This is a genomic window from Mycobacterium sp. UM_Kg1 (assembly GCF_000972925.1).
Classification (GTDB): Bacteria; Actinomycetota; Actinomycetes; order Mycobacteriales; family Mycobacteriaceae; genus Mycobacterium; species Mycobacterium hiberniae.
Map to the genome: position 1 here is coordinate 1 of NZ_JRMK01000066.1, position 23,369 is coordinate 23,369.

22 protein-coding genes are annotated in these 23,369 nt (G+C 66.7%); 9 read left to right on the top strand and 13 right to left on the bottom strand.

What is annotated here, in order from left to right:
- The 13 genes from LI92_RS11770 to LI92_RS11825 all read right to left on the bottom strand — a co-directional run.
- On the bottom strand, positions 1-706 hold a 706-nt coding region (locus LI92_RS11770), incomplete at its 3' end, for a TetR/AcrR family transcriptional regulator (RefSeq protein ID WP_046319109.1).
- Between the two features lie 117 nt (positions 707-823).
- Positions 824-2,110 carry an amidohydrolase family protein gene (locus tag LI92_RS11775; RefSeq protein ID WP_046319088.1) on the bottom strand — a complete coding sequence of 429 codons (1,287 nt, stop codon included), beginning with the start codon at positions 2,108-2,110 and terminating at the stop codon, positions 824-826.
- Between the two features lie 84 nt (positions 2,111-2,194).
- Entirely contained in the window at positions 2,195-2,890 is a 696-nt protein-coding gene (locus tag LI92_RS11780) for a hypothetical protein (RefSeq protein WP_052740774.1), read from the bottom strand.
- On the bottom strand, positions 2,890-3,039 hold the full coding sequence (locus LI92_RS23760; RefSeq protein ID WP_192830037.1) for a hypothetical protein: 150 nt from the start codon (positions 3,037-3,039) through the stop codon (positions 2,890-2,892). Before LI92_RS23760 ends, LI92_RS11780 begins: the two co-directional genes overlap by 1 nt.
- Positions 3,040-3,053: 14 nt before the next feature.
- Positions 3,054-4,340: an MlaD family protein gene (locus LI92_RS11785; protein WP_082109677.1), complete on the bottom strand. Its 1,287-nt coding sequence runs from the start codon at positions 4,338-4,340 to the stop codon at positions 3,054-3,056.
- Positions 4,337-5,470 (bottom strand): MCE family protein, encoded by a 1,134-nt coding sequence (locus tag LI92_RS11790; protein ID WP_046319089.1) that lies wholly within the window; start codon positions 5,468-5,470, stop codon positions 4,337-4,339. The genes LI92_RS11785 and LI92_RS11790 overlap by 4 nt, the downstream gene beginning before the upstream one ends.
- Complete coding sequence (locus tag LI92_RS11795) at positions 5,467-6,603, bottom strand: MlaD family protein (protein WP_052740775.1); 1,137 nt, start codon at positions 6,601-6,603, stop codon at positions 5,467-5,469. The genes LI92_RS11790 and LI92_RS11795 overlap by 4 nt, the downstream gene beginning before the upstream one ends.
- Positions 6,600-7,682 carry an MCE family protein gene (locus tag LI92_RS11800; RefSeq protein WP_046319091.1) on the bottom strand — a complete coding sequence of 361 codons (1,083 nt, stop codon included), beginning with the start codon at positions 7,680-7,682 and terminating at the stop codon, positions 6,600-6,602. Before LI92_RS11800 ends, LI92_RS11795 begins: the two co-directional genes overlap by 4 nt.
- A 7-nt stretch (positions 7,683-7,689) precedes the next feature.
- On the bottom strand, positions 7,690-8,730 hold the full coding sequence (locus LI92_RS11805; protein ID WP_046319093.1) for an MCE family protein: 1,041 nt from the start codon (positions 8,728-8,730) through the stop codon (positions 7,690-7,692).
- Positions 8,727-10,214 carry an MlaD family protein gene (locus LI92_RS11810; RefSeq protein ID WP_286135050.1) on the bottom strand — a complete coding sequence of 496 codons (1,488 nt, stop codon included), beginning with the start codon at positions 10,212-10,214 and terminating at the stop codon, positions 8,727-8,729. The genes LI92_RS11805 and LI92_RS11810 overlap by 4 nt, the downstream gene beginning before the upstream one ends.
- Positions 10,178-11,035, bottom strand: coding sequence for an ABC transporter permease (locus LI92_RS11815; protein WP_046319095.1), 858 nt, complete (start codon positions 11,033-11,035; stop codon positions 10,178-10,180). The genes LI92_RS11810 and LI92_RS11815 overlap by 37 nt, the downstream gene beginning before the upstream one ends.
- A 5-nt stretch (positions 11,036-11,040) precedes the next feature.
- Positions 11,041-11,850, bottom strand: a complete 810-nt coding sequence (locus LI92_RS11820) for an MlaE family ABC transporter permease (protein ID WP_082109678.1) — start codon at positions 11,848-11,850, stop codon at positions 11,041-11,043.
- 278 nt (positions 11,851-12,128) lie between these two features.
- Entirely contained in the window at positions 12,129-12,923 is a 795-nt protein-coding gene (locus tag LI92_RS11825) for a spirocyclase AveC family protein (RefSeq protein ID WP_046319097.1), read from the bottom strand.
- Positions 12,924-13,142: 219 nt separating this feature from the next.
- Between LI92_RS11825 and LI92_RS11830 the strand changes: the two genes are divergently transcribed.
- From LI92_RS11830 to LI92_RS11870, 9 genes are all read left to right on the top strand, one after another.
- Positions 13,143-13,796 (top strand): TetR/AcrR family transcriptional regulator, encoded by a 654-nt coding sequence (locus tag LI92_RS11830; protein WP_046319099.1) that lies wholly within the window; start codon positions 13,143-13,145, stop codon positions 13,794-13,796.
- 38 nt (positions 13,797-13,834) lie between these two features.
- The gene (locus tag LI92_RS11835; RefSeq protein WP_046319100.1) at positions 13,835-15,037 is read left to right on the top strand and encodes a cytochrome P450; all 1,203 of its coding nucleotides are present in this window, start codon (positions 13,835-13,837) and stop codon (positions 15,035-15,037) included.
- A gap of 146 nt (positions 15,038-15,183) precedes the next feature.
- Positions 15,184-16,854 carry a nitric oxide reductase activation protein NorD gene (locus LI92_RS11840; protein WP_286135051.1) on the top strand — a complete coding sequence of 557 codons (1,671 nt, stop codon included), beginning with the start codon at positions 15,184-15,186 and terminating at the stop codon, positions 16,852-16,854.
- Between the two features lie 20 nt (positions 16,855-16,874).
- Entirely contained in the window at positions 16,875-17,675 is an 801-nt protein-coding gene (locus LI92_RS11845; protein WP_046319102.1) for a CbbQ/NirQ/NorQ/GpvN family protein, read from the top strand.
- Positions 17,676-17,737: 62 nt separating this feature from the next.
- The gene (locus LI92_RS11850; RefSeq protein WP_046319103.1) at positions 17,738-18,850 is read left to right on the top strand and encodes an ABC transporter substrate-binding protein; all 1,113 of its coding nucleotides are present in this window, start codon (positions 17,738-17,740) and stop codon (positions 18,848-18,850) included.
- A 3-nt stretch (positions 18,851-18,853) separates the two neighbouring features.
- Positions 18,854-19,984, top strand: a complete 1,131-nt coding sequence (locus LI92_RS11855) for a spirocyclase AveC family protein (RefSeq protein ID WP_046319104.1) — start codon at positions 18,854-18,856, stop codon at positions 19,982-19,984.
- Complete coding sequence (locus tag LI92_RS11860) at positions 19,977-20,861, top strand: SDR family oxidoreductase (RefSeq protein WP_046319106.1); 885 nt, start codon at positions 19,977-19,979, stop codon at positions 20,859-20,861. The genes LI92_RS11855 and LI92_RS11860 overlap by 8 nt, the downstream gene beginning before the upstream one ends.
- A 28-nt stretch (positions 20,862-20,889) precedes the next feature.
- Positions 20,890-22,338: an aldehyde dehydrogenase family protein gene (locus LI92_RS11865; protein WP_046319120.1), complete on the top strand. Its 1,449-nt coding sequence runs from the start codon at positions 20,890-20,892 to the stop codon at positions 22,336-22,338.
- Positions 22,339-22,345: 7 nt separating this feature from the next.
- The coding region (locus tag LI92_RS11870; RefSeq protein ID WP_046319121.1) for a cytochrome P450 at positions 22,346-23,369 on the top strand (1,024 nt) is incomplete at its 3' end.

The following is a 23,369-nucleotide window of genomic DNA, read 5'->3' on the forward strand; positions in this document are numbered from 1 at the left end:
TGTGTATAAGAGACAGCTCGGCGGCTACGAAGGCGGGGGAGAGGTCCAACTCCTCGTTACTGTGTTCACGAGCTGCCAAGCCCTGCAACATGATGCGGCTGAGCAACGCAGCGGTCTGGTCGGCCGCGGATTTGTGCCGGATGACGTCCAGGCCTACGTGCATCATCGACTGACAGATCCGATCGGCCAGGGTCGGCAGGTCGAGATCGGGCCGGATATAACCGCTCCACCGCGCGGCCCGCAGGGTCTGCAGCATCGCCTGCTGCGCGTTGGTCGGCGGTTCCTGCAGCAGTTTGACCAGCTCGGGGTTGGCGCTGGGGGCCTCATAGAACGACATCTGCAGCGCGGCGCGATGCGCGACGGCGCATCGCGCGATCGCCGATCCCAGCTCGACGATCGCTTCGGCCCCCGGCGCTGGGCCCAGCTCATCCAGCCGTTCGTGCGCCACCTCGCCGAGGCGCTCGAGGTCGGTGTGGTAGCGCCGGACCAACTCCACCAGGATGGCCTCTTTGGAGTCGAAATGGTGGTAGAGGCTGCCGGGCAGAATTCCGGCGGCGTCGGCGATCTCCTGCAGCGAGGTGCGCAGGCCCGATGAGGCGATCAGCGTGGCCGCGGTCTGCAGGATTTCGGTCCGCCGCGTTCCGTCGTCATAGCCGCCGCTAGGCTTCGCAGAAGATGCCGCTCGGGCTGGCTTTCGGCGCCCCACCGCACCTCCACTGCTCGCGTGATCAGCTGGGAACCGACCCGAGCCTGACGACCGAATATTTGGTTGAAACGCTACCAGAATGCCGCTGTCCGACCTCGCCGTCGGGGCCGTGCCCAGTCAGGTCCCGGTGGGCAGCTTGGCGGCCAGGTCCAGGACCGTCACGGTGTCGGTGCCGGTCTTCTTCAGCCGCTGCGAGGAGCGATAGCCCAGGTCGACATCGCGGGCTTGGGCCCGCAGCGCACCGACGGTGAGCTGGTCGCGGGGAAGCTGGGCGAACATGTCAAAGGAGAACAGTCGCAATGCGTTCTCGTGGGTGATCTTGTCGATCTCGTCGTCGGGCAGCCCGGCCAGGTATCCGGCCAGTGACTCCGGAGCCAGCGGCCAGGTCGAGTCCGAGTGGGGATAGTCGCACTCCCAGGTGATCATGTCGAGGTTGAGCTTGTCCCGGTTCTCGATGCCGAAGCCGTCGTCGATGAAGCACGTCACGATGCGTTCCAGAAAGACCTCGCTGGGCAGCTTGTCGCCGAAGTTCTGGTGGGTCCAGGCCCGGTGCATCTTATAGACCCGGTCGACGCGCTCCAGGAAGTACGGGATCCAGCCGATGCCGCCCTCGGACAGCGCGAAGGTCAGGTCGGGGAACTTGCGCAACGTCGGAGACCAGACCAGGTCCGCCGCGGCATTGACGATGCTCATCGGCTGCAGGGTGATCATGGTGTCCACCGGCGCGTCGATCGAGGTGATCACCACCGAGGACGATGACCCGATGTGCAGACACACGACGGTGTTCTCGTCGCTGCAGGCCTGCCAGAACGGATCCCAATGAGGATCGTGCAGCGATGGGTAGTCCAGCTTGGTCGGGTTCTCCGAGAAGGTGACCGCATGGCAGCCCTTCTTGGCCACCCGTCGGACTTCCTCGGCCATCAGCTGGGGGTCCCAGATCGGCGGCAGTGCCAGCGGGATCATCCGACCCGGATAGGTGGCGCACCACTCGTCGATGTGCCAGTCGTTGTAGGCCCGCAGCACCGCCAGCCCGAGATCCTTGTCCTTGGCACGCGCGAAGTACTGCCCGCAGAACTGCGGATAGGACGGGAAATTCATCGCGGCGGCAACGCCGTTGGCGTTCATGTCCCAAATGCGCTCGTGAATGTTGTAGCAGCCTTCGCGAATCTCGCTCAGTTTGGTCGGTTCCGCGCCGTACTCGTCCGGCGGGCGGCCGGCCACCGCGTTGAGGCCGATGTTGGTGGCCTCCTGCCCCTCGAATACCCATGCGTCAGTGCCGTCGGCCCGCTGGATCAGCTGGGGAACGTCGTCCTTGTACTTATCCGGGATATGGCCCTCGAACATGTCAGGTGGCTCGACAAGGTGATCATCGACGGAGACGAGGACGAAGTCGTCCATCTTCATGCGGGCTCCTCGAGCTGCGTTGCTAGGTCACAGACGTCGCCTGTCCGACTCTACGGCGGAACAGATATTTGGTCAATGATTCCGTCAGTCGGCGATGGACGCGAACTCGGGCGCGATCAGATCGTTGAGCTCGGTCCACGGCACGGTCACCACCTTGAGCCCGCGACCGAACTGAACCTCGGGTATCTGCAGAGCGATTCCGTCACGGGTGGGGACCCAGTACTTGAAGTTCACGTCGACCGGTGCGAACTGCCCGGCGCGACGCCAGTCGCGCAGCTGCGACGGAGAGGCGACCGACGCCAGCTGCGCCTCCGTGCTTGCACCCAGCCTCGTCAGGCCGGCGGTCTTGTCGCGAAACAGGTTGTCCCACGTGATGATGTCGCCGCTGCGGGCGTCGCACACCACCGTCCCCACGGTGCGCATCGGCATGTGCGGCTCGGCGGTGTTGTAGGACCCGACGAAGACCTGCGAGACAGTCGTGGCCCGTACAGTCAGGGTTCCGCTCGCGTCGAACGTCCATGGCCGCCGTGTCGATCCGTCCCACGTCGCCTGGGTGACTTCGCGGTTCGCCTCGGCGTCGATGTGATCGTTGATCAGCGGGGCCGCCGGTGCATCGCCGTCGGCGAGGCGTTGATAGCGCACCGTCCAGGTCCCCAGCCCGTCCAGGCTGGTACCGGAGATCAGCGCCTCGGCCGGTTCGGCCCGGGCCACCCCGGCCAGCACCGTGCTGCTCAGTGCCAACAGCACGAGCGCCATCAGGATGCTGCCCGCGGCGGCCACTACTTCAGCTCGACGTGACTGGCCAGCCATCGGCCACCGATCCTTTCCATCGTCGTGGCAACCCGGCTGCGGTCGGCCGACGGATCGGCGGATTCCGAACTGTCCTGCCGGGGAACTTCGGCCTCGTTGTCGCTGATCTCAGCTGTCATGGTCGCGTCCTGGGTCAGCGTGGCGGATCGGGGGGCAGTGGGGTATTCATCGGCACGCCCCCGAACGGGGTGGGCAGCGTCAGGGGATCGGGGGGAACCGGGTCGGCCTGCGCCTTGGGGTCAGCCCCGGGGGGTGGTCCCGCCGTGTCATCTCCGGGCGGGCGCGGAGCGTTACGGGCGCCGCGCACCAGAACGGAGGGGTCGGGGTTGGCGCAGTAGGTGTACAGGTACGGCTCGGGGTAGTTGGGGATGGCCGGTGGCAGTGGGGGCAGCCCGTAATCGCAGCTGTAGCGCGGATACAGGTCGGCGATCACCCAGACCGCCTTGTCGCGCACCACGCTGCTGAGCGCCTCCACCGCCGAGCCGCCGCGATCGGAGTTGACGATCTCGTTCAGCGCGGGCAGTCGGGCGTAGGAGAGTTGGGCGGTGCTGACGAGGTTGCCCAGCAACTGAACCATGGTGTCGGAGTTGTCCTCGATGATCTTGTCCATCATGGCAAGCGGACGTCCGCCGCGATCGGCCAGCAGGCGGAACCCGCCGTCCATGGACTGGGCTCCGGTCATGATGCCGCGCATGTTCTGGGCGGTGCGCGTCATGCCGGGGCCGGTGTCGACGAAGGTGGTCAGCACAGTGCGGCCGGTGCGCAGCACGCGAACGGTTTCGGGGAGCACCGAGTCGAGCGTCGAGATGAGAAACGCTCCGCCGTCGAGCAGCGCTGCGAGCTTGGCCGGACCCTGATTCGATACCCGCAGTTCGTCGGTGATGGCGGCCAGCTTCTCCGGATCGACCTGCGCCAGCAGCCCATTGGCGTCGGCGAGCAGCTGCGCCAGCGATACCGGAACCGCGGTGTGATCTTCGTCGATCACGGCGCCGTCGGTCAGGGCCGGTCCGCCGGGCTGCTCGGGCGCGAAGTCCAGGTACTGCTCACCGGCCGCCGACAGTGCCGAGACGCGGACCCGGCTGTTCTGCGGCACGCGCTTGCGGCTGTCGATCTCGATGGATGCCACCACGCCGGTATCGCCCAGTGATACGGCGTTGACCTTGCCGATCGGTACCCCGCGCAACGTGACATCCTGATTGGGCAGCAGCCCCCCGGACTCGCGCAGGTGGACCTGCACGGCGATGGTCGACCGGAATGGGCTGATGCCGAGCGTTCCGCCGACGATGTAGACCAACACGGCGATCAGGGTCACCGCGATACCGGCTACCGATGCGGCGACTCGGTGGCTGCGCAGCGCCGACACCGAAGTGACCAGCAGTCGCGCCGGCACGTCGAGCAGGTGTACGAGGCGGCTGCTCATCGCGGCTGGTGCTCAGGTCCGTAGATGCGGCTCAGCAGCAGGTTCCACTCGTAGCGCAGGCTGCCGATCATGGCGTGCCAGTCGGTGCCGTCGGGGCCGTGAATGCCCGGATCGCCGGGATAGTTCTTATCGGGCAACGCCCCAAGTGCCAGCTGAGTGATGATTCCCACCGCGTGGATGTCGGGCCCGCTGGTGATGTGGGTGATTCCGGAGATCATCCGATTCCAGATGTTCAGGTTCAGATCGGGGTCGGTGGAGATCTGATTGAAGACGTCCGACAGTCGGTTGAGGTCGCTGATGGTGCTGCGGGTATCGGTGCCCTGCATGGACGGGAATCGGTTGAGCTGGGTGGTGATTCGAGCCGATGCCGCAACCAGGTCAGCGACTCCGGTGGCGTTGTCGGCCAGGGTCTGCGTCGCCGGTGCGGCGGCGCTGAGCGCCTTGTTGAGGCTTTCGCGGCGAGCTGACAGGGTGGCGGCCAGTTCGGAGGTGTTGCGCAACGCGTCGTCGATCTGCGCTGAGCGCTGGTTCAAGCGCGACAGCAGCGCACTGGAGTTGTGCAGCAGGGTGGACACCTTTTCGCCCCGACCGCCCACCGCCGTACCCGCGCCGTTGACGGTGGAGACCAGTCGGCGGATCGCGCCGCCGTTGACCAGCAGTGCCGCCGAGCCGAGCACGTCTTCGATGGTCGCGGCCGAGGTCGTGTGGTCCAGCGCGATGGTGTCGCCATCGCGCAGCCGCTCGGAATCGATGGGCGTACCGGGTCCGGGGCGCATGGCGACGAAGATGTCGCCCAGCGGTGTGGCGGAGCGCAACTCGGCGACAGTGTCGTTGTAGAGCACCACGCCGGAGCTGACTTTCATGGTCACCAGCGCGGCGAATTCGTCAGCGGCAATGGATTCGACCTCGCCGATATCGGCGCCGTTGAGTTTGACCTTCGCTTTCACCGGCAGGTTCAGCGCGTTGCCGAATACGGCCCGCAGGGTGAGGTCCCCGTCGATCCGTCCCGGTGCGGGCAGCGGGATACTTGCCAGACCGCCGGCACAACCCGCCAGTGCCCACACCAGGACCGCGATCACCGTGGATCGCAGCGCGTGCCGAACGCCCGGTGCCACTCGGTGCCGGGTCATCGTCCCGCTCCCGCCATGTTCTCGAGCAGGCCGGTCATGCCCTCCACGAAGAACGTGGTGCCGAACGCGGGCGCGTTGTCGGCCACCGTGCCGGTGGCACAGCCCAGGTCTTTGATCCCGGCGAGATTGCAGATGTCCTTGGCCATTTGACCGTTGAGCATCAGCTTGTCGAGCGTGGGATGGATTCGCAGGGTCTGGCCATTGGGATCGACGGCGTTGTAGATGTTGGTGCCCACCAGCGGCAACACGTCGAGGATCTCCTCGACTTGGCGGCGGTGCTGCGTCAGCGTGGTCGTCAGCGCACCGAAGTCACCGACGACGCCCTTGATGGTGTCGCGGTTCTTCTCCAGCAGCGCTGCCGCCTGGTCGAGGATCTGGTTGGCCTTGGCGCCGGTCCTGCCGGCCCCGAGGTTCTCGGCGGCGATGACATCGCTGAGCGCACGAACGTTGGCTCCGAAGTCGCGGATCGCGGTGTCATTATCCGCGGCCGCCTGGGTCAGGTCGGCGAGGCTGGCCGCAATGGAGGCGATGGTTTTCTCGGTGGCAGCGCCGTTGTCCGAACTCAGGCGCAGGGCCTGGGACAGCTGATCGAGAGCTGCTTTGATGTCGGGTCCGCTGCCGGAGGAGATCTTGGCTCCGATGCCGATCAGATTGGCGAGCGGGCCGCGACCTTGACCGTCGCCGTCGAGTGCGCGAGAGAGCTTGTCGGCCATGGCCAGCGTGCGATCGAATTCGACGGGTGTCCGGGTGCGGGTCAGGCCCACGACATCACCGTCGCGCAGCTTCGGGCCACCGTCGTACGGCGGTGTCAGTTCGACATGGCGATCGGTCAGGATGGACGTGGCGACCGTCACGGCCTGCACGTCGGCGGGGATGTCGATGTTCTTGTCGATGACCAGCGTCACTTCGACGTAGCTGTCCTTGGGGTTGATTTCGGTGACCCTGCCGACCGGCATGCCCAGCACGGAGACGGAATTGCCCGCATACAGACCCACCGCCTCCTCGAACTGTGCCGTCACGGTCATCGCGCGGTGCGATCCCCCGGATGCCAGGTACCAGAGCAACATTGCGGTGCATACCAGCAGGGCTGATCCGATCGCGATCGGCGCGATACGGCGGCTTCGACGGCTCATCCGGGCATCCTCGCCGGGTCCGGTGGTGGCCAACCCGGAAAGGGATCGGCGGCCGGTTGGCAGTCGGTGAAGTACTGCGCCAGCCCGAACTGCTTGCCGCGCGCACTGAGCGCGCACATCCATGAGTCGATCAGCACCCCGGCCGGCAGGTTGATATCCAGTGCGGTGCCGCTGCCGCTGGCGTTGGCCAGATTGCGGAACGCCACCGGCATCACTTGCAGTGTGTTGCGCACCAGTTCGTCGTGGGTGGCGGCCATCTGCGCGAATTGGCGCATGTTGGCCAACAGGTCGTTGATCGCCGGCTCGTCGTTGAACAGCGTCTTCAAGGTGTCCACCAATGCGGTGATGCCGTCGAGCAGTCGGTGCACCGATGCCTGCCGGGCGTTGATCGTCTGGAGCAGGTCGGCGCCTTGGATGACCAGAGCACCGAGATCGGCCTTCTGGTCTCGGATCAGTCCGGTGATGGTGTCGACGTTGCGCAGCAGTGACCCCATCTGGTCGCGCCGCGCGGCGATCACGTCGGCCAGGGATGTGACGTTCCGCAGGGCCTCGGGCAGTGCCTCGGGAACACCGGCCAGGCCGCCGCTGAGCTCGGCCATGGATTGGGCGATGCGGTCGGCGTCGACCTGTTCGAACGTGGTGGTCGCGTCGGCCAATGTGGCCTGGAGGTTGTAGGGAACCGAGGTGTTCGCCAGGGGGATGGTGCGCGCAGCCAGCGCGCCGTCGCCGGCGGGGGACAGCTCCAGATAGCGGCGCCCCAGCAGTGTGGTCAGCTTGATCGCCGCGCGCGAGGCTTCACCGAGTCGAATGCCGTTGCCGACGGTGAACTTCCCCGTCACGTGGTTGCCGGCGAGTGCAACGTCTTTGACCGTGCCGACTTCGATTCCCGCCACGGTGACCTGATCACCGGGCCGCAGCTGGGCGGCCTGGGCGAACTCGGCCTGGTATCCGCTGCGACCGACCGACAGCTTGCCGATGCCGACGAGGGTCAGGATCACCACCGCCATGACCGCTACCGAGACGGTGCCCACCCAGATGGCGTTGTAGGCCTCGATGGGGCGTCTGGGTCTCCGGGGCATCGGCTGCCTACCTGCAGATCGGTGAGTGTTGGACGACATTGCCCGGGGAGGCGAGTTTGACGGTACCCGGGATCACCCGGCCCAGGAACGCGAAAACGGTGGCATTGATGTCGCAGATGTAGCCGTCGATGTAGCTGCCGCTCTGGGTTGCCCGGGCCAGGCCCTTGAGCACCAGCACGAGATTCGCCCCGTAGTAGGCGAATCGCTGCCTGCCCTCGCCGGTGAGGTGGCCGACGAATCCCGGCTCACGCAGCAGAAATTCTTGGAGCTGGGGGTAGACGGCATCGAGCATGACCGCCAGCCGGTCCGTCGCCCCGGTGATCGACCCGGCCGAGGTCATCAGCTCGTCGCGCCGGCTGGCCAGGGTCGCCAAGGAGCTGCGGGAGTTTTCGATCACGGCATGCAGGTCGCGGTCTTGGCGGGCCAGGATCGCCGTGACCTCGTCGAGGTTGGCGATGACTTCGCCGAGGATCTGATCCGGGCCCGCGAACGATTCGGCGAGGGCGGAGGTCTGACTGATCAAGGTCACCAAAGAGGCGGAGTCGCCCTGCAGCGCCGCGATGATGCCGCTGGTGAGGTTGTCGACCTGTTGTGGACTCAACAGGGTGAACAGCGGCTCGAATCCGTTGAGCAGATGCGAGATGTCGAAGGACGGTTGGGTGCGCTCGACCGGGATGCCGGCGCCCGGCGGCAGCAGGTTGTGCGAGGTCGCGGATCCGGGGGACAGTCCCAGGTATCGCTGGCCGATGATGTTCTGATACGTCACCGATGCCACGGTGTCGTCGTAGATGGCCTGGGTCTTGGGTACCCGGAAGCTGACCTTGGCGAGATTGCCGACCAACTCGACTCGGTCGACGCGTCCGACCCGGACCCCCGCGGTGCGCACATCGTCGCCGCTGTGCAGACCTGACACGTCGGTGAACATCGCGCTGTAGGTGGTGGTGGGGCCGGTGATCTCGCGGCGAAGCGTGACGTAGACCAGCCATGTTGCGGTGGTCGAGACCACCAGGAACAGACTCAGTCCCAACAATGCCCGACGGTGTCTCATAGCGCACCGCCGGCGTCACCGGTCAGGCGAACTGTGTTGCCGCGCAGCAGTGGCGCGAGCAGGACCTCGGCGGCGGTACTGGCGTGATCGCCCATGATGACCCTCAACTGTTGTTTCTCCCGGGAACTGCCGACCGGGCCGACGTTGCCGCCGATCACCGCCGCCTCGGGTTGTGCCGGTGCCGCGGGATCGGGGTCCGGTGGCGCGGGCGCGGGCGCGGGCAGGTCGGGTCCGGCCGGCGGGGGCAACACCGAGCCCCGCGGGGGTGCGAAGTTGGGGCGGTTCTCGGTGATGCCGGGAGGCAGCGGAAATCCGCGCGATTCCAGTGACGGGGTCAACGCCGGTGCGGTGGGAACCTCGGGCGCGGTGAAGCAGCTGGGCCCGGCCATGTCGCCGTAGCGGGGGCAGTCCGCTCGCACATAGGTCCGGGTCGGGTTCAGTGAGATGACGGCTTTGGCCACCAGTTGATTGGTGTCGTCGTTCCAGGCGATGTCCATGACCCGGCCCACCAGCGTGGTCAGCCGGCTGGCGATCGCGTGCAGTGTGTCGCCGTGATCGCTCAGCACGCCCAGCACCGGTGTGAGCTTGGTGGAGATGTCGATCATGCGGTCGGTGTTGTGATCGAAGGCGTCGCCGAGCACACCGGCCGTGCCGAGCCCGGCGGAGAGCAGATTCGTCAGTTCCGAACGTTTTTCGGCGAGCGTGCGCATGGGCGTGACCGCCTCGTCGAGTGCGTCGAGCAGGTCCGGGGCGGTCTGCCTCAGCGCAGCGGTCGCCGCGGACAGCGCTGACAGGGTCGAGGGGCTCATCGTGTCGCCGGTGACGACGGCGTTGAGTTCGTCGACGATCTGGTTGAGGTCGCGCCCCGCGTTCTGCAGCCGCTCGCCGCGCCCGCTGGTGGCGTCGCCCAGGGCGGTGAGCCATCCGACGCTGTCGGCGGCGGGCCGGCGTCCCACCGCAGCCAGCAGTTGGCGGAACTTGTTCAGCGTGGTCTGGAACAGCACGGTCGGCAAGGTCTGGTCCTCGGCGATCACCGCGCCGGATCGCACCGGGGCCGAGCGGGGGCCGTGGTCGACCAGCTGTACCGACGAGACGGCGAAGACGTTGGACGGCACCACCCGGGCGGTCACGGTGCCGGGAATGCCGGAGGCATGTGCACGGTGCAGGTCGATCCGCACGATGTTGGTCCGCCCCGCTGTTCCGGGCGTGACGGCTGAGACGAATCCGACCAGGACGCCGCGGAATTTCACGTCGGACTTCACCGGCAGCCCGTCGCCGACGTTGGTGAGCTCGGCGGTGATGCGAATGGACTGCCGCAGAGCGCCCTGGGATTGAGCGATCAGCAGTGCCACTGCAATGGTCACGATTGCCAGCAGTGCCAACCCGGTGAAGAACAGGCGAAGGTTCGACGGGCCGCGGTCATTGGCGTCGAAGGAGTTCGGCACGATCAGCCACCGAACCTGGCGCCGGCGTCGACGCCCCACATCGCCAACGTCAGCAACGCGTTCAGAATGATCACCACGGTGATGGTGGCCCGCATCGCATGCCCCGCGGCGACTCCGACGCCCTGGGGGCCACCTGAGGCGAAATAGCCGTAGTAGCACTGGATCACTGCGGCGAAGAAGATGAAGATGACACCTTTGGCCGTCGCGTAGAAGACGTCGCGTCCGCTGCTGAACAGCGAAAAGTAGTGTTCGTAGGTGCCGGCGGAGGTGTCCGCGATGACGCCGACGACGACTTGCGCCGACAGGTATGCCGCGGCCAGGCAGACCAAAAACAGCGGGATAGCCGCCGCCACGGACGCCGCTACGCGGGTGGTCACCAGGTAGGGGATCGGTTTGATCGCCAGTGCGTCCATCGCGTCGATCTCCTCGGCGATGCGCATGGCGCCCAGTTGGGCGGTGAAGCGGCAGCCGGCCTGGGTGGTGAAGGCGATGGCGATCATGACCGGCACCAACTCGCGGGTCGAACCCCATGAGGACAACAGTCCGGTGGCCGGTCCCAGGCCCAACAGGTTCAGCGCGTTGTAGCCCTCGATCGCCAGAAGTGCCCCGGCGGTGATCCCGAGCACGAGCGACACACCCATGGTGCCCCCGCCGACGACGAGAGCGCCGTTGCCCCAGGCGATATCGGACAGGTTACGGACGAACTCCCGACGGTAGCGGGCCAGCATCAGCGGCACGGCGACCAGGACGCGACAGATGAAGTCCAGCATGTGGCCGGCCTTGGCGATCGGCCGCCACACCAACTCCGCCGCCCGAAGGATCTGGTGCACCGCACTGGGGCGGTAGACGGCGACGGCCATGGTGCCTACAGGCTCGCCTTGGGAAAGAGCAGCAGGTAGAGCTGGCTCATCCCGACGTTGACGATCATCAGCAGCAGGATCGATTCGACCACCGCCGCGTTCACCGAGTTCGCGACCCCGGCCGGTCCTCCTCGGGTGTCCAGGCCCTTGTGACAGGCCACCACGGCCACGATCGCGCCGAAGGCGATCGCTTTGGCCAGCGCCAGCGCCAGGTCATCGACCGTCGCGAAAGAGGCGAAGGTGGCCACAAAAGACCCCGGCGTTCCGCTTTGCACGTAGACGTTGAACAGGTACCCGACGAAGAAACCCGCGCACGTGGCGAGCCCGGTCAACGCCACCCCGATCAGGATCAGCGCCGCGAAGCGCGGCACGACCAGTCGGCGGATCACCGAGACGCCCATCACCTCCATCGCGGCGACTTCTTCACGCATGGTCCGAGATCCCAGGTCCGCGCTGACTGCCGAACCGACCGCTGCCGCGAGCAGTATCGCGGCCACCAGAGGAGCGCCCTGACGGATCACCACCAGACCGTTCGCGGCACCCGAGAGGGATTCCGCGCCGACTTGGCCGGCGAGCACGGCGAACTGAATCGACAGCGTGACTCCGACCGGAATGGTCACCAGCAGCGTCGGGACCAATGCGGTTCCGGCCATGAAGGCCGCCTGCTTGACGAACTCCGACACCGCGAAGCGCCCGGTGACCAGGTCGATGAACAGGTATTGCACGGTACGCAGACCCAGAGTTGTCTGGCCGCCTACGGTTCCCAGCGATCGCAGAGGATGCGACCAGACGTAGGACCGAAGCCACGCTCCGATCTCGGCGAGCGAAGCACCCTCGGCATGCTCGCCGCGCTCCGATGTGACAGCCAGCGGAACCTCCCCGTTCTGCTCGACGATTGCGACCCGAGAGTCGCCATCGGACGCCAAGCCGTCGATCGACCTTCGTACCGAACCGGCCCCACCTGCAGCTGTCGCGAGTCGACCGCAACGGCATGGCGGACCCAATGTTTGGTTTCCTCAGCGGAGCCTATCGCGCGGTGCCGCATGCGGTCAACGCTTTGGCGCCGTCGTGTCGATGCCGAACCGAGCCGCTGTCAGTGGCCCACCAATGGCTGGTTCGGCACCCCCGGGAACAGTTGCTCGCTGGGGCCGGAGTTCACCCAGCCGCCCAGCTTGGTGGCCAGATGGGGTGCGAAGACCGCGCCGTACAAACCGTTTCCGATCACGATGACGGCCAGAACCGACAGCACCGACGCCTGCAGCCGTGTCTTCGAGCGCTTGTCGGCCCACATCTCGATGACGTTTCTGCCCTGCGAATCCGTGCGCCCGAGCAGGTAGGTGAAGACCATCATCTGCACCCCCATCGCCAGGGAGTCGTAGAGCGGGTATTGGTGGACGGTCCCCTCCCGCAACGCCAGACCGGGGATCACATAGCCGTAGTGGAAGATGCCGAACCGGGCTCCCAGAAAGGCGTTGAACAGCAGCGCCCAGCAGAATCCGACAACCAGTCCCACGCTGAGCAGCGTGAACGGCCGGCGCCAGCCGAATCTCGTACTCAGTCGGCGTCCCAGCGCCGCGCCGAGGACGGCGGGCAGCACGAAATAGGCGATATAGCCGACCGGAACCGACGAGGGCAGGCCGCCCCACGTCATGTTCAACGGCCACCACGACGGCATGCGCGGCAGGGCCGGCGGGAACTGCGCGTATACCGCCCAGTCGTACGGCGCCTCGATCCAGGAGAACGAGATCGCCGAGATGCACAGCAGGAGCAGCGGATGCAGCCGGCCTCGCCGAATGCTCAGATACACCCCGGCCGCGGTGAACCCGATACCGCCGATGTAGGCGAAGGAAATGCCGGCGATCAGCAGCGGGGTCAACTCGGTGTTCATCGCCGCACCTGCTCCGCGCCGCGGGCTTCGGGATCCCAGCGCCACACGGCGCCGAAAATCACGGCGATCAGTCCGAACAGCGTGCCCAGCATAATCACAGCGCCCACGTCGCGCTCTCCTTCGGCTACTTTTGACAGATAGTGGCCACTATCCAATCTAGGTAGCGGAGACTATCTTAAAACTGCGCCGCATCGGGTGCGATTCGAGGAGTGAAACAGGTTGAACCAGGCAGCGTCGTCCGCCACCGAACGGCAGTCTCCGGCGACCCGCAGGTCGCGCGGAGAGCCACGCCGGCTGCTGCTCGACGCCGCGCGAGACCTTTTCGGCCGGCAGGACTACCGGAGCACGACCACGCGCGAGATCGCCCAGGCGGCCGGCGTCACCGAGCCGCTGCTGTTCCGGCACTTCGGCTCGAAGGCGGCGCTGTTCCGGGAGGCCCTGGTCGCTCCCTTCACCGGTTTCGTCGAGGACTTCGCCCGGACCTGGCAAACACTTGACCCCGAACAGACCAGCGAGGAAGAGTTGGCGCGCCACTTCGTCGGACGCCTCTACGACGTGTTCGTGCGTCATCAGGGGCTGCTGGTGACGCTCATGGCCTCGGATTCGCTCACCGAAGACGAGGCGGCGCAGGCCGGTATCGCCGATGTCCGTCGCGCCATCGCAATGTTGGGCAGGATCAGCGCCGAAGGGATGAACCTGCGATCGATCGGAGCGGCGCACCCGAACCTGCCGGCGCACTCCACGGTGGCGATGATCGCCGGTATGGCCGCGCTGAGGTCGACCTACTTCGGGTCCAGGCCACCTTCGAGAAAAGTGATCGTCGAGGAACTCACCCAGGCGAGCCTGCACGGCTTCCTGCACCGCAACAGCTGAGATCGCCCAACCAACGCCTCGCCGAAGGGATGTGACCTGTGACAGGTGCCAGCGCCATCGAGTTGTACTACGACCCGTTCGACCGCGGTATCGACGACGACCCGTACCCGGTGTGGAAGCGCATGCGCGAAGAAGCCCCGCTGTACTACAACGAGAAGTTCAACTTCTACGCGTTGAGTCGCTACGACGATGTGGTGCGCGAGCTGCCGAATTGGGAGACCTACCGCTCCGGACGCGGAACCACCGCTGACATCTTGTTCAACAATCTCGAGGTGCCGCCGGGGATCCTGCTGTTCGAGGATCCGCCACTGCACGATCTGCACCGCAGCCTGCTCTCGCGGGTGTTCACCCCCCGGCGGATGCTCTCGGTGGAACACCTGGTGCGGGAATTCTGCGTCAAAGAGCTGGACCCGCTGGTGGGCGCCGGAGGTTTTGACTTCATCGCCGATCTCGGAGCGGTGATGCCGATGCGGACCATCGGTTATCTCCTGGGTATCCCGGAGAAGGATCAGGAGGCGATCCGGGACCGCAACGGCTCATTCATCGAGATGGCCGAAGGGCGAGAGCCCGGTGACTTCACCCAGCAGATCTTCGCCGACAGCATCGTGATGTTCTCCGAATACATCGAGTGGCGCGCCAATCACCCCTCCGATGACTTGATGACCGAGCTGCTGCGCGCGGAGATCGATGAGCCCGACGGCACGCGGCGTCCGCTGTCGCGCACCGAGGTATTGGCCTACACGGCCATGATCGCCGGCGCGGGGAACGAGACCACGGCGCGGCTGATCGGTTTCATGGCGCAGCTGCTCTCGGATCACCCCGACCAACGCCGGGAGCTGGCCGCCGATCCGGGCCTGATTCCGGGCGCAATCGAAGAGACACTGCGCTATGAGCCGCCGTCTCCGGTGCAGGCCCGCTATGTGGCGCGTGACGTCGAGTATTACGGCCGCCGGGTTCCGGAAGGCTCGTTCATGTTGCTGCTCAACGGTTCCGCCAACCGCGACCACCGGCATTTCGTCGACCCCGATCGCTTCGACATTCACCGCGAGGGCGGGCACCTGAGCTTCGGCAAGGGCGTGCACTTCTGTCTCGGGTCGGCACTGGCCCGGCTGGAGGCCCGGGTCGCCTTCGAAGAGGTGCTCAAACGGTGGCCGGACTGGGAGGTCGACTACGCGGGCGCCGAGCGCGCACACACCGCCAGTGTTCGGGGGTGGGCGAGGTTGCCGGTGATCGCACGGTGACGCTGACATAGAACCAGGGGCCTAGGCGCCGTTGACGAGCCTGCCCGCGGAAAACGAGCAGCGCAACGCCTAAGACGATTGACTGTGGTCACGGCGGACTCTACGGTGGAACAGATATTTGGTCACCATAGGTGGACGAGGAGACCGTGAACCACCACGATGCTGACGAGTCCCTGCAGCGCTGGAACCTGTTGGCGTCCGCGCTATCTGGGATACCACTGGCAGTGGCGGCCGTTGCCGTCGGCGAAGCGCCCTGGACCGACGGCAAGACCGTCTACATCGGCGCCGGCCTGGACGCGGCCCGCCAGCTCCAGGAGGTGACCGTTCAGGCCTGCCTGCTCGCGGCGGGAAGCCTGGATGGCGAGCTGATGCGCAGGCTGGTCCGTCGCCGAGGTCTCGCGGCGCGTTATCTGGCCATCGAGGGCCACCGGGCCTTGGCGGCCAATAGGGAACTGGTGCCGCCGGCAGCGGCGTCGCTGATCGACGAGCGCCTCGCCGCACGCAGCGACTCGCCGGCCGCATCGCTGGTCCTGGCGAGCACGGTGGCCGAGGCGCCGCCGGCGGCGTTCGGTGTTCTTCGGCCGGGAAAGCTGCTGGCTGAGCAGAAAAGCCACGCCGAATCCGATCTTCCACAGACGCACCGACCGCGCCACCAGCGCACACCGCCGGCCGACCTCGACGACGGCGCCGAGAGCGGTGAAGACACCGTCGATGTGTTCTCCAGTCCGGTCGGCGGCAGCGGGGCGCTCGGACGGCTGGTCGCCAAGATGCTGGAGGTGACTCGTCGGCTGCGCGGCAACGGCCCCCCGGGAGCCGATGCCCCCACCCGCCGGACGCGTTCGGGGGTGCGGGGCGCCGGCAGCGTCGTGTCCTCGGCTGGAACGGGCGGGCTCGACGACGACACCGGTGTGCGCGACGGCGTGGGTGTGACCTATCCCGAGTGGGATCTTCAGCGGCGCAGCTATCGCCCCGACTGGTGCACCGTCGTGGAGGTTGCGGCCGACCCCGGTACCGGACCGGCGTTGCCGGCGACCGACTATGGGTTGCGCCGGCCGCTGGCCCGGCTCGGTCTCGGCTTGGACCGCTACCACCGGCAACCCCAGGGTGACGACATCGATCTGGATGCCGCGATCGAGGGACGGGTCGAAGTGCTGGCCGGCTCGGCACCCGACGAAGCGGTCTACCTCGACAGCCTGCGGCGGCGACGGGATCTGTGCGTGCTGGTCCTGCTGGACATCTCCGGCTCGGCGGCTGAGCCGGGCTCTGCCGGCCAAACCGTGCACGAACAGCAGCGCGCGGCGACAGCAGCGCTGGCCACCGCGTTGCACGGCCTGGGGGACCGGCTTGCGCTCTATGCGTTTTCGTCCCAAGGCAGGAACGCGGTGCACCTCATACCGGTGAAGCGCTTCGACGACGCGCTGGATGCGCTGGCCATGCGGCGACTGGCGGGCCTGAAGCCCGGGGCCTACTCGCGGTTGGGCGCCGCCATCCGGCACGGCTCTGCGGTTCTGGAGAGCAGCGGCGGGACCCCGCGCCGACTGCTCGTCGTGCTCTCCGACGGGTTGGCCTACGACCACGGCTACGAGCGGCGCTACGGTGCGGCCGACGCCCACCGAGCCCTCGTCGAAGCCCGTCGCAGCGGCACCGGCTGTCTGTGTCTCACGGTCGGGGCGGCTACCGACGTCGAGGAGTTGCGCCGGGTCTTCGGCAGTGCCGCGCACGCGACCGTACCCCGGCTTGACCAGCTTCACCGCGTGATCGGGCCGCTGTTCCGCGCGGCGCTGAGCGCGGCCGACCTGCGACGCCGGGTCGCGTAAGCAGAAGGGTGAGGAAGAACATGGCAGCTGCGACGCGCGCGACGCGTCCCTACTACGTGGCCACCGGCAACGAGGAGCAGGTCTTCAAAGCCGCCTATCGGCAGGGACTGTCGATCGTCCTCAAAGGCCCTACGGGATGCGGCAAGACCCGCTTCGTCGAGGCGATGGCGCACGACTTGGGCCGGCCGCTGATCACCGTCGCCTGCCACGATGATTTGACCACCGCCGATCTGGTCGGCCGGTTCCTGCTGCGCGGTGGTGAGACCGAGTGGGTGGACGGGCCGCTGACGCGAGCCGTGCGCGAGGGCGCCATCTGTTACCTCGATGAGGTGGTGGAGGCCCGTCAGGACACCACGGTGGTACTGCACCCGCTGGCCGACTACCGTCGCCAGTTGCCGATCGAGCGGCTGGGCGTGACCCTCGATGCCGCCCCGGGATTCGGGCTGGTGGTGTCATACAACCCGGGCTATCAGAGTGTGCTCAAGGACCTCAAGGACTCCACGCGGCAGCGCATGGTGGCCATCGAGTTCGGTTTCCCGGCAACCGAGGTCGAGGTGAAGGTCGTCGCGAGCGAGGCCGGTGTCGACCACGAGCGGGCAGCGGAGCTGGTCCGGCTCGGGCAGGCGATTCGGCGCGTGGAGACCGGCGGACTGCGCGAGGTGGCCTCGACCCGGGTGTTGATCGCCGCCGGGCGCCTGATCGCCGAGGGGCTGGCACCGCGCGAAGCGGCCCGGGCCGCCATCGCGGGGCCGCTGACCGACGATTCCCTGGTGTCCCGTGGCCTGGTGGAGATGATCGCCGTCTACCTGCCGGAGAAGTGATTGACGGTCGGATAGCCGCAGGCTAGGGTCTGAACAAATATTAGGTTCGTCACGGAGGCGAGATGTCCTACGAGAGCACCGCGGAACCGATCAAGATCGGTTATCTGATGGACTTCCGGCTTCCCGAGGGCTTCCCGAAGACCTACTTCGAAGACCTGACCCAACCCTTTGATCTGACCTTCAAACAGGCAACCGAGAACGGATTGCTGGATCGGCCGGTCGAAATCGTCTACCGCGAGGTCGAGGGCCTGCCCAAGGGGTCGGTCAAGGCGGTCATCGACGCCTACGGCGAACTGTGCGACGAGGGGTGCCTGGCCGTCTTCGGGCCGCACATCACCGACAACTGCGTGCCGACCAGCGAGGCGATAGCGGAGCGCTTCAAAGTTCCCTGCATCAGCGTCACCGGATCCGACGAAGCGCTGGGGGAGTGGTTCTTCGCGTTTCCGCAGGGCTCGCTGACCGACGAGCCGATTTTCTGGACGGACCTGCTGGCCAAAGGCGGCCACACCGAAGTCGGCGTGCTCAAAGAGCAGTCACTGGTTGGCGAGACCTACCTGAAGAACTTCCGGGAGGCGTGCCGGCGCAAGGGCATCCGGATCGTGGCCGAGGCGACGATAGCGCAGACAGCCCAAGACGTGTCGGCGGCGGTCCGCACCCTGCATGAGGCAAAGGCGCCGGCGATCGTGCACTGCGGATTCGGATTCGGGATCGTCTTCATCAACCCGGCGTTGCAGGAGCTGAATTGGGATCCTCCCCGTTTCACCAGCACTGCGTTCCAGAACGCGTGGATCAACCCGATCATGTGGAACGCGTTCATGGGCTGGGTCGGCATCGACCAGTACGACGAGGGGAACCAGGTCGGTCAGGCGTTCCTCGACGACTACCAGCAGGCCTACGGCCGGCGAACCGAGTGGTGCGTTTCGGTGGTAAATCGCGATGTCGCAATGACACTCGTGCGCGCGTTGAGCGATGCGCATCCGCTGAGCCCGCGCGGCGTCAAGGAAGCGCTGGAGCGAGTGAAGATGATGCCCGCTGCCTCGGGAGCTCCGGGCACGCGGGTGTCGTTCGGGAACTGGACCCGCCGCGCCTGGATGGGCGCCGGCTATCTGGTGGCCCGCAGGCTTGACGCCGACGGTGTCAACTCCCATCTCGTCGATCGTTTCGGAGAGGAATAGCCGATGACCGCAGAGCAGACAGTGTCGTCCGCCCCCACCGCGCTCCAGGAGCCGAAACGGGGGTCGCCCTGGTTGTGGGTGTGGATCGCCGTCGCCGTCGGCGTGCTCGGGTTCTTTCTGGCCAATGCCCGCACGGGCCTGAGCTCGGACCGGGTGCGCAACCCGGCCATCACCGAGACGCCGCCGCCCCGGCCGGTTCCGGTGCTGTTCGGATTCGAGCACTGGCTCGGCGTTCTGGAGGCGTTCACCGTCGTGGTGATGATCCTCATCACCACCGTCTACGTGGTGGCGTGGCGACGTCATCCCTACCACCCGGTGCTGCTGATGGGGATCGTCACGACGCTGATCGTCTGGCAGGACCCGATCATGAACTGGGCGCCGTATGCGGTCTACAACCCCGAGTTGCATCACCTTCCCGAAGACTGGCCGCTGGTCTCACTGTCTCCCACCGTCGAGCCGTTCGTGGTGCTGGGCTACATCATGTTCTATCTGGCCCCCTACTTTCCGGGGATCTGGCTGCTGCGCAAGATTCAGGCGCGCCGGCCCGTGGACTCGTTCGTGTGGCGCCACCCGCTGATCAGCCTGGCCATCTGCATCCTGCCGTTCGGAATGGTGATCGATGCAGCGCTGGAGATCACCTTGGTGCAGACCGGCATGTACATCTACTCGCAGGTCCCGTTCGGGTCGATCTTCGTCGGTCAGACCCACCAGTTCCCGTTCATCTTCGAGATCTTCGCCGTCAACTTCGTGATGGTGCCCGCAGGTGTGTTGCTCTACCGCGACGACACCGGACGCACCGTGGCCGAGAAACTGGCCCAGCGGGCGAAGATCTTCGCCGGGCGCCCCGTGCTGGGGATGTTCACGGTGATGCTGGTCCTGATCAACCTCGGCTACTTCTGCTACGGCGGCACCTTCGCCTTGGTCAAGGCCGCCCACCTGTCCCGGACGGTGGCCTGCCCGTGGCCCTACCCGGAAGCCAAAATCTATGACCCGCAGGGCTTCTACGAAAAGGAGGGGCAACCGGGACCGTACTCGGTGGGCATCTGGTCGACCTGGTTGAGTGGCCAGCCCGACGGACGTCCCGATGTCGAGTCGCCCGCCGACGGAGGACGCTGCGGGCCCGGCAATGGGTGAGCCGCGCAGCGTTGTCATCACCGGTGCCTCGCGTGGGCTCGGGTTGGCCTCGGCGGTGCACCTGTACCGCCGGGGCTGGCGGGTGGTGGCGGCGATGCGGTCGGCGGACAAGGGCCTGCAGGCACTGCGTCAGGCCACCGGGGCGTCCGAGGACGACACCCGGCTGATCGGCATCCCCCTGGACCTCACCGACGCCGGATCGGTGGCCGCAGCGGCCAAGGCCATTCAGGAGGCGGTCGGCGCCCCGTACGCGGTGGTGCACAACGCCGGGATATCGGCAGCCGGGATGGCCGAAGAGACCCCGGCTGAACTGTGGGAGCGCATGTTCGCCACGTCGGTGTTCGGGCCGGTGGCGTTGACCAATGCGCTCCTGCCCGCGATGCGTGCGGCCGGCCGCGGACGCATCGTGTTGGTCTCCAGCCAGGGAGGGGTGCGCGGCATGCCCGCCACCGCCGCCTATTCCGGGGCCAAGGGCGCATTGGAACGGTGGGGCGAATCGCTGGCCTGCGAGATCGCCCCGTTCGGTCTCGGCGTCACCGTTCTGGTCACCGGCACCTACGACACCGAGATCATCACGGATGCCGGCACCACCGACTGCCGCGATCTCGCCGGGCCTTATGCGCGCCACCACGCGACCATGGACAAGCGGGGCCGCTTCGCCATGAAAGTCGCCGCCCGCTCACCGGAGCGCTTTGCGGCCGGGCTGGCCAAAGCGCTGGAATCCCGCGCGCCGTTCGCGCGCCGACCGGTGGGCCCCGATGCGCGAATGCTGTTGATAATCAACCGGATACTTCCCGCCGCCGCAGTGCACCAGATGATCCGGATCATGATGGGCCTGCCGCGGTTCGGCTCCTTGGCGAAGGAAAACCATGGCTGAGCTACCCCAGGTGCGGTTCGAATCCCGGATGATGATCGACGGCAAACTCGTCGACGGGCAGGCCGGCACCTTTGCCAACATCAACCCGGCCACCGAGGAGTTGATCGGCGAGGTCGCCGACGCGTCACCGGCGGACATGCATCGGGCCATCGACGCGGCCCGGCGTGCCTTCGACGACACCGACTGGTCGGTTGACCACGCCTTCCGGCAACGCTGTCTGCGCCAACTGCAGGAGGCGCTGGAAGCCGAACGCGAAGAACTCCGCGAAGAACTCATCGCCGAGGTCGGTTGCCCGCGGGCGATCACCCATGGCCCGCAACTGGACGCACCACTGTCGGACGCCCTGAACTACCCGGCGCAGCTGATCGACGATTACCCGTGGGAGACCTCGCTGGGCGACGCCTTCGTCTCGGTGACCGGCGCCAACACCACGCGAAAGGTCTGGCGGGAGCCCGTCGGCGTGGTCGGGGCTATCGTGCCGTGGAACTTTCCCTTCGAGGTCGCCATCCACAAGATCGGTCAGGCGCTGGCGACCGGCAACACTGTCGTCCTCAAACCGGCGCCCGACACCCCGTTCAACGCCACCCGGCTGGGCCGGCTGATCGCCGAGAACACCGATATCCCGGCGGGCGTGGTCAACGTCGTCACCGCATCCGACCCGCTGATCGGCGAGGAGCTGACGCTGTCGCCCAAAGTCGACATGATCTCGTTCACCGGATCCACCGCGGTGGGCAAGCGCATCATGGAAAAGGGCGCGGCCACCATGAAGCGGCTCTTCCTGGAACTCGGCGGCAAGTCCGCGACCATCGTGCTTGAAGACGCGGACTTCGCGCTGGGCTGCATGATGGGAATCGCACCGTGCATGCACGCCGGCCAGGGGTGCGCCAACCCGACCCGGCTGCTGCTGCCACGGTCGCGCTACGACGAAGGCGTCGCCATCCTGCAGGGCATCTATGAGGGCGTCACGCCGGGCGACCCGCAGAACCCGGCGACCCTGTGCGGCCCGGTGATCTCGGCCAAGCAGCGCGAGCGGATCCGCGGCTATATCGACAAGGGGGTCGCCGAGGGGGCCCGGTTGCTGGTGGGCGGATCGCAGGCCCCGGACGGGCTCGACCGTGGTTTCTTCGTCAGGCCGACCCTGTTCGTCGACGTCGACAACTCGATGACCATCGCCCAGGAAGAGATCTTCGGCCCGGTGCTCACCGTGATCGCCTATGAGGACGAGGACGACGCCGTCCGGATCGCCAACGACAGCGTGTACGGGCTGGCCGGCAACGTCATGGCGGGAACGCTGGATCACGCTCTGGCGGTGGCCAAGCGCCTGCGCGCGGGCTTCCTGGGCATCAACGGTGCCGCCGGTTACGGCGCCGACACGCCGTTCGGCGGATACAAGGCAAGCGGGGTCGGACGCCAGAACGGAGTCGCCGGCTTCGACCAGTACACCGAGATCAAGTCCGTCGCCTACCCAGCCGTCTGAAGGAGCAATTGTGCAGCTATTTGATGACCTGGAGGACTTCGGCGCCTTCGACGACGTGGTGTCCGGCGACGTGCGGGATCCTTACACCGAACTGGCCCGGTTACGCCGGGAAGAGCCGGTGCAGCGCATCGACATGTCGGGGATGCCGCACGAGGAGTCCAAGCCGGTGTTCATGGTCTACCGGCACGAAGACGTGATAAAGATGTTGCGCGACAACGAGACCTTCTCGTCGTCGATCATCATCGACACCTTCGGCGATGTACTCGGCGAGCAGGTCATGCTGGGCATGGACGAACCCGTGCACGGCCGGCACCGCGCGCTGGTGTCCAAGGCGTTCTCGCCGCGGGCGGTGGCCGGCTGGGAACACGAACTGGTGATACCGGTGGCCAACCTGCTGATCGACCGGTTCGCCGAGCGCGGCCACGCCGACTTGGTCAAGGAATTCAACTTCGAGTACCCGACCCGCATCATCGCCCGGATCCTCGGACTGCCCGAGCAGGACTACGAGCAGTTCCAGCGTTGGTCTATCTCGCTGCTGTCGTTCACGATCAACCCCGAGCGCGGCAAGGCCGCGTCGCTGGCTCTGCGCGACTACTTCACCCCGATCCTGGCCGCCCGCCGCGCCGAACCGCGCAACGACCTGATCAGCCGGCTGGCCGACGCCGAGATCGACGGCCAGAAGCTCTCCGACGAGGAGATCTTCTCCTTCCTTCGGTTGCTGCTGCCGGCCGGTATCGAGACCACCTACCGCTCGCTGGGAAATCTGCTGTTCGCGCTGCTGACCCACACCGATCAACTCGACGCCGTCCGGGCGGACCGTTCCCTGTTGCCGCAGGCCATCGAAGAGGGGGTGCGCTGGGACGCGCCCCTGCTCACCATCACCCGGGTGGCCGTCCGCGACACCGAGTTGGGCGGCGTGCACATTCCGGCCGGCTCGGCGGTGATGCCGATGTTGGGCGCCGCCAACCGTCAGGAGGAGCGCTACCGCGACCCCAACGTGTTCGACATCTTCCGCGAGTCCAAGGTCCACG

What these genes read in the sequence shown, in the direction of transcription:
- LI92_RS23760 (WP_192830037.1), bottom strand. Translation starts at nt 3,039, where the DNA reads ATGACAGCTGAGATCAGCGACAACGAGGCCGAAGTTCCCCGGCAGGAC.
- LI92_RS11850 (WP_046319103.1), top strand. Translation starts at nt 17,738, where the DNA reads ATGTCCTACGAGAGCACCGCGGAACCGATCAAGATCGGTTATCTGATG.
- LI92_RS11865 (WP_046319120.1), top strand. Translation starts at nt 20,890, where the DNA reads ATGATGATCGACGGCAAACTCGTCGACGGGCAGGCCGGCACCTTTGCC.
- LI92_RS11860 (WP_046319106.1), top strand. Translation starts at nt 19,977, where the DNA reads ATGGGTGAGCCGCGCAGCGTTGTCATCACCGGTGCCTCGCGTGGGCTC.
- LI92_RS11775 (WP_046319088.1), bottom strand. Translation starts at nt 2,110, where the DNA reads ATGAAGATGGACGACTTCGTCCTCGTCTCCGTCGATGATCACCTTGTC.
- LI92_RS11825 (WP_046319097.1), bottom strand. Translation starts at nt 12,923, where the DNA reads ATGAACACCGAGTTGACCCCGCTGCTGATCGCCGGCATTTCCTTCGCC.
- LI92_RS11785 (WP_082109677.1), bottom strand. Translation starts at nt 4,340, where the DNA reads ATGAGCAGCCGCCTCGTACACCTGCTCGACGTGCCGGCGCGACTGCTG.
- LI92_RS11795 (WP_052740775.1), bottom strand. Translation starts at nt 6,603, where the DNA reads ATGAGCCGTCGAAGCCGCCGTATCGCGCCGATCGCGATCGGATCAGCC.
- LI92_RS11855 (WP_046319104.1), top strand. Translation starts at nt 18,854, where the DNA reads ATGACCGCAGAGCAGACAGTGTCGTCCGCCCCCACCGCGCTCCAGGAG.
- LI92_RS11815 (WP_046319095.1), bottom strand. Translation starts at nt 11,035, where the DNA reads ATGGCCGTCGCCGTCTACCGCCCCAGTGCGGTGCACCAGATCCTTCGG.
- LI92_RS11790 (WP_046319089.1), bottom strand. Translation starts at nt 5,470, where the DNA reads ATGACCCGGCACCGAGTGGCACCGGGCGTTCGGCACGCGCTGCGATCC.
- LI92_RS11845 (WP_046319102.1), top strand. Translation starts at nt 16,875, where the DNA reads ATGGCAGCTGCGACGCGCGCGACGCGTCCCTACTACGTGGCCACCGGC.
- LI92_RS11800 (WP_046319091.1), bottom strand. Translation starts at nt 7,682, where the DNA reads ATGCCCCGGAGACCCAGACGCCCCATCGAGGCCTACAACGCCATCTGG.
- LI92_RS11805 (WP_046319093.1), bottom strand. Translation starts at nt 8,730, where the DNA reads ATGAGACACCGTCGGGCATTGTTGGGACTGAGTCTGTTCCTGGTGGTC.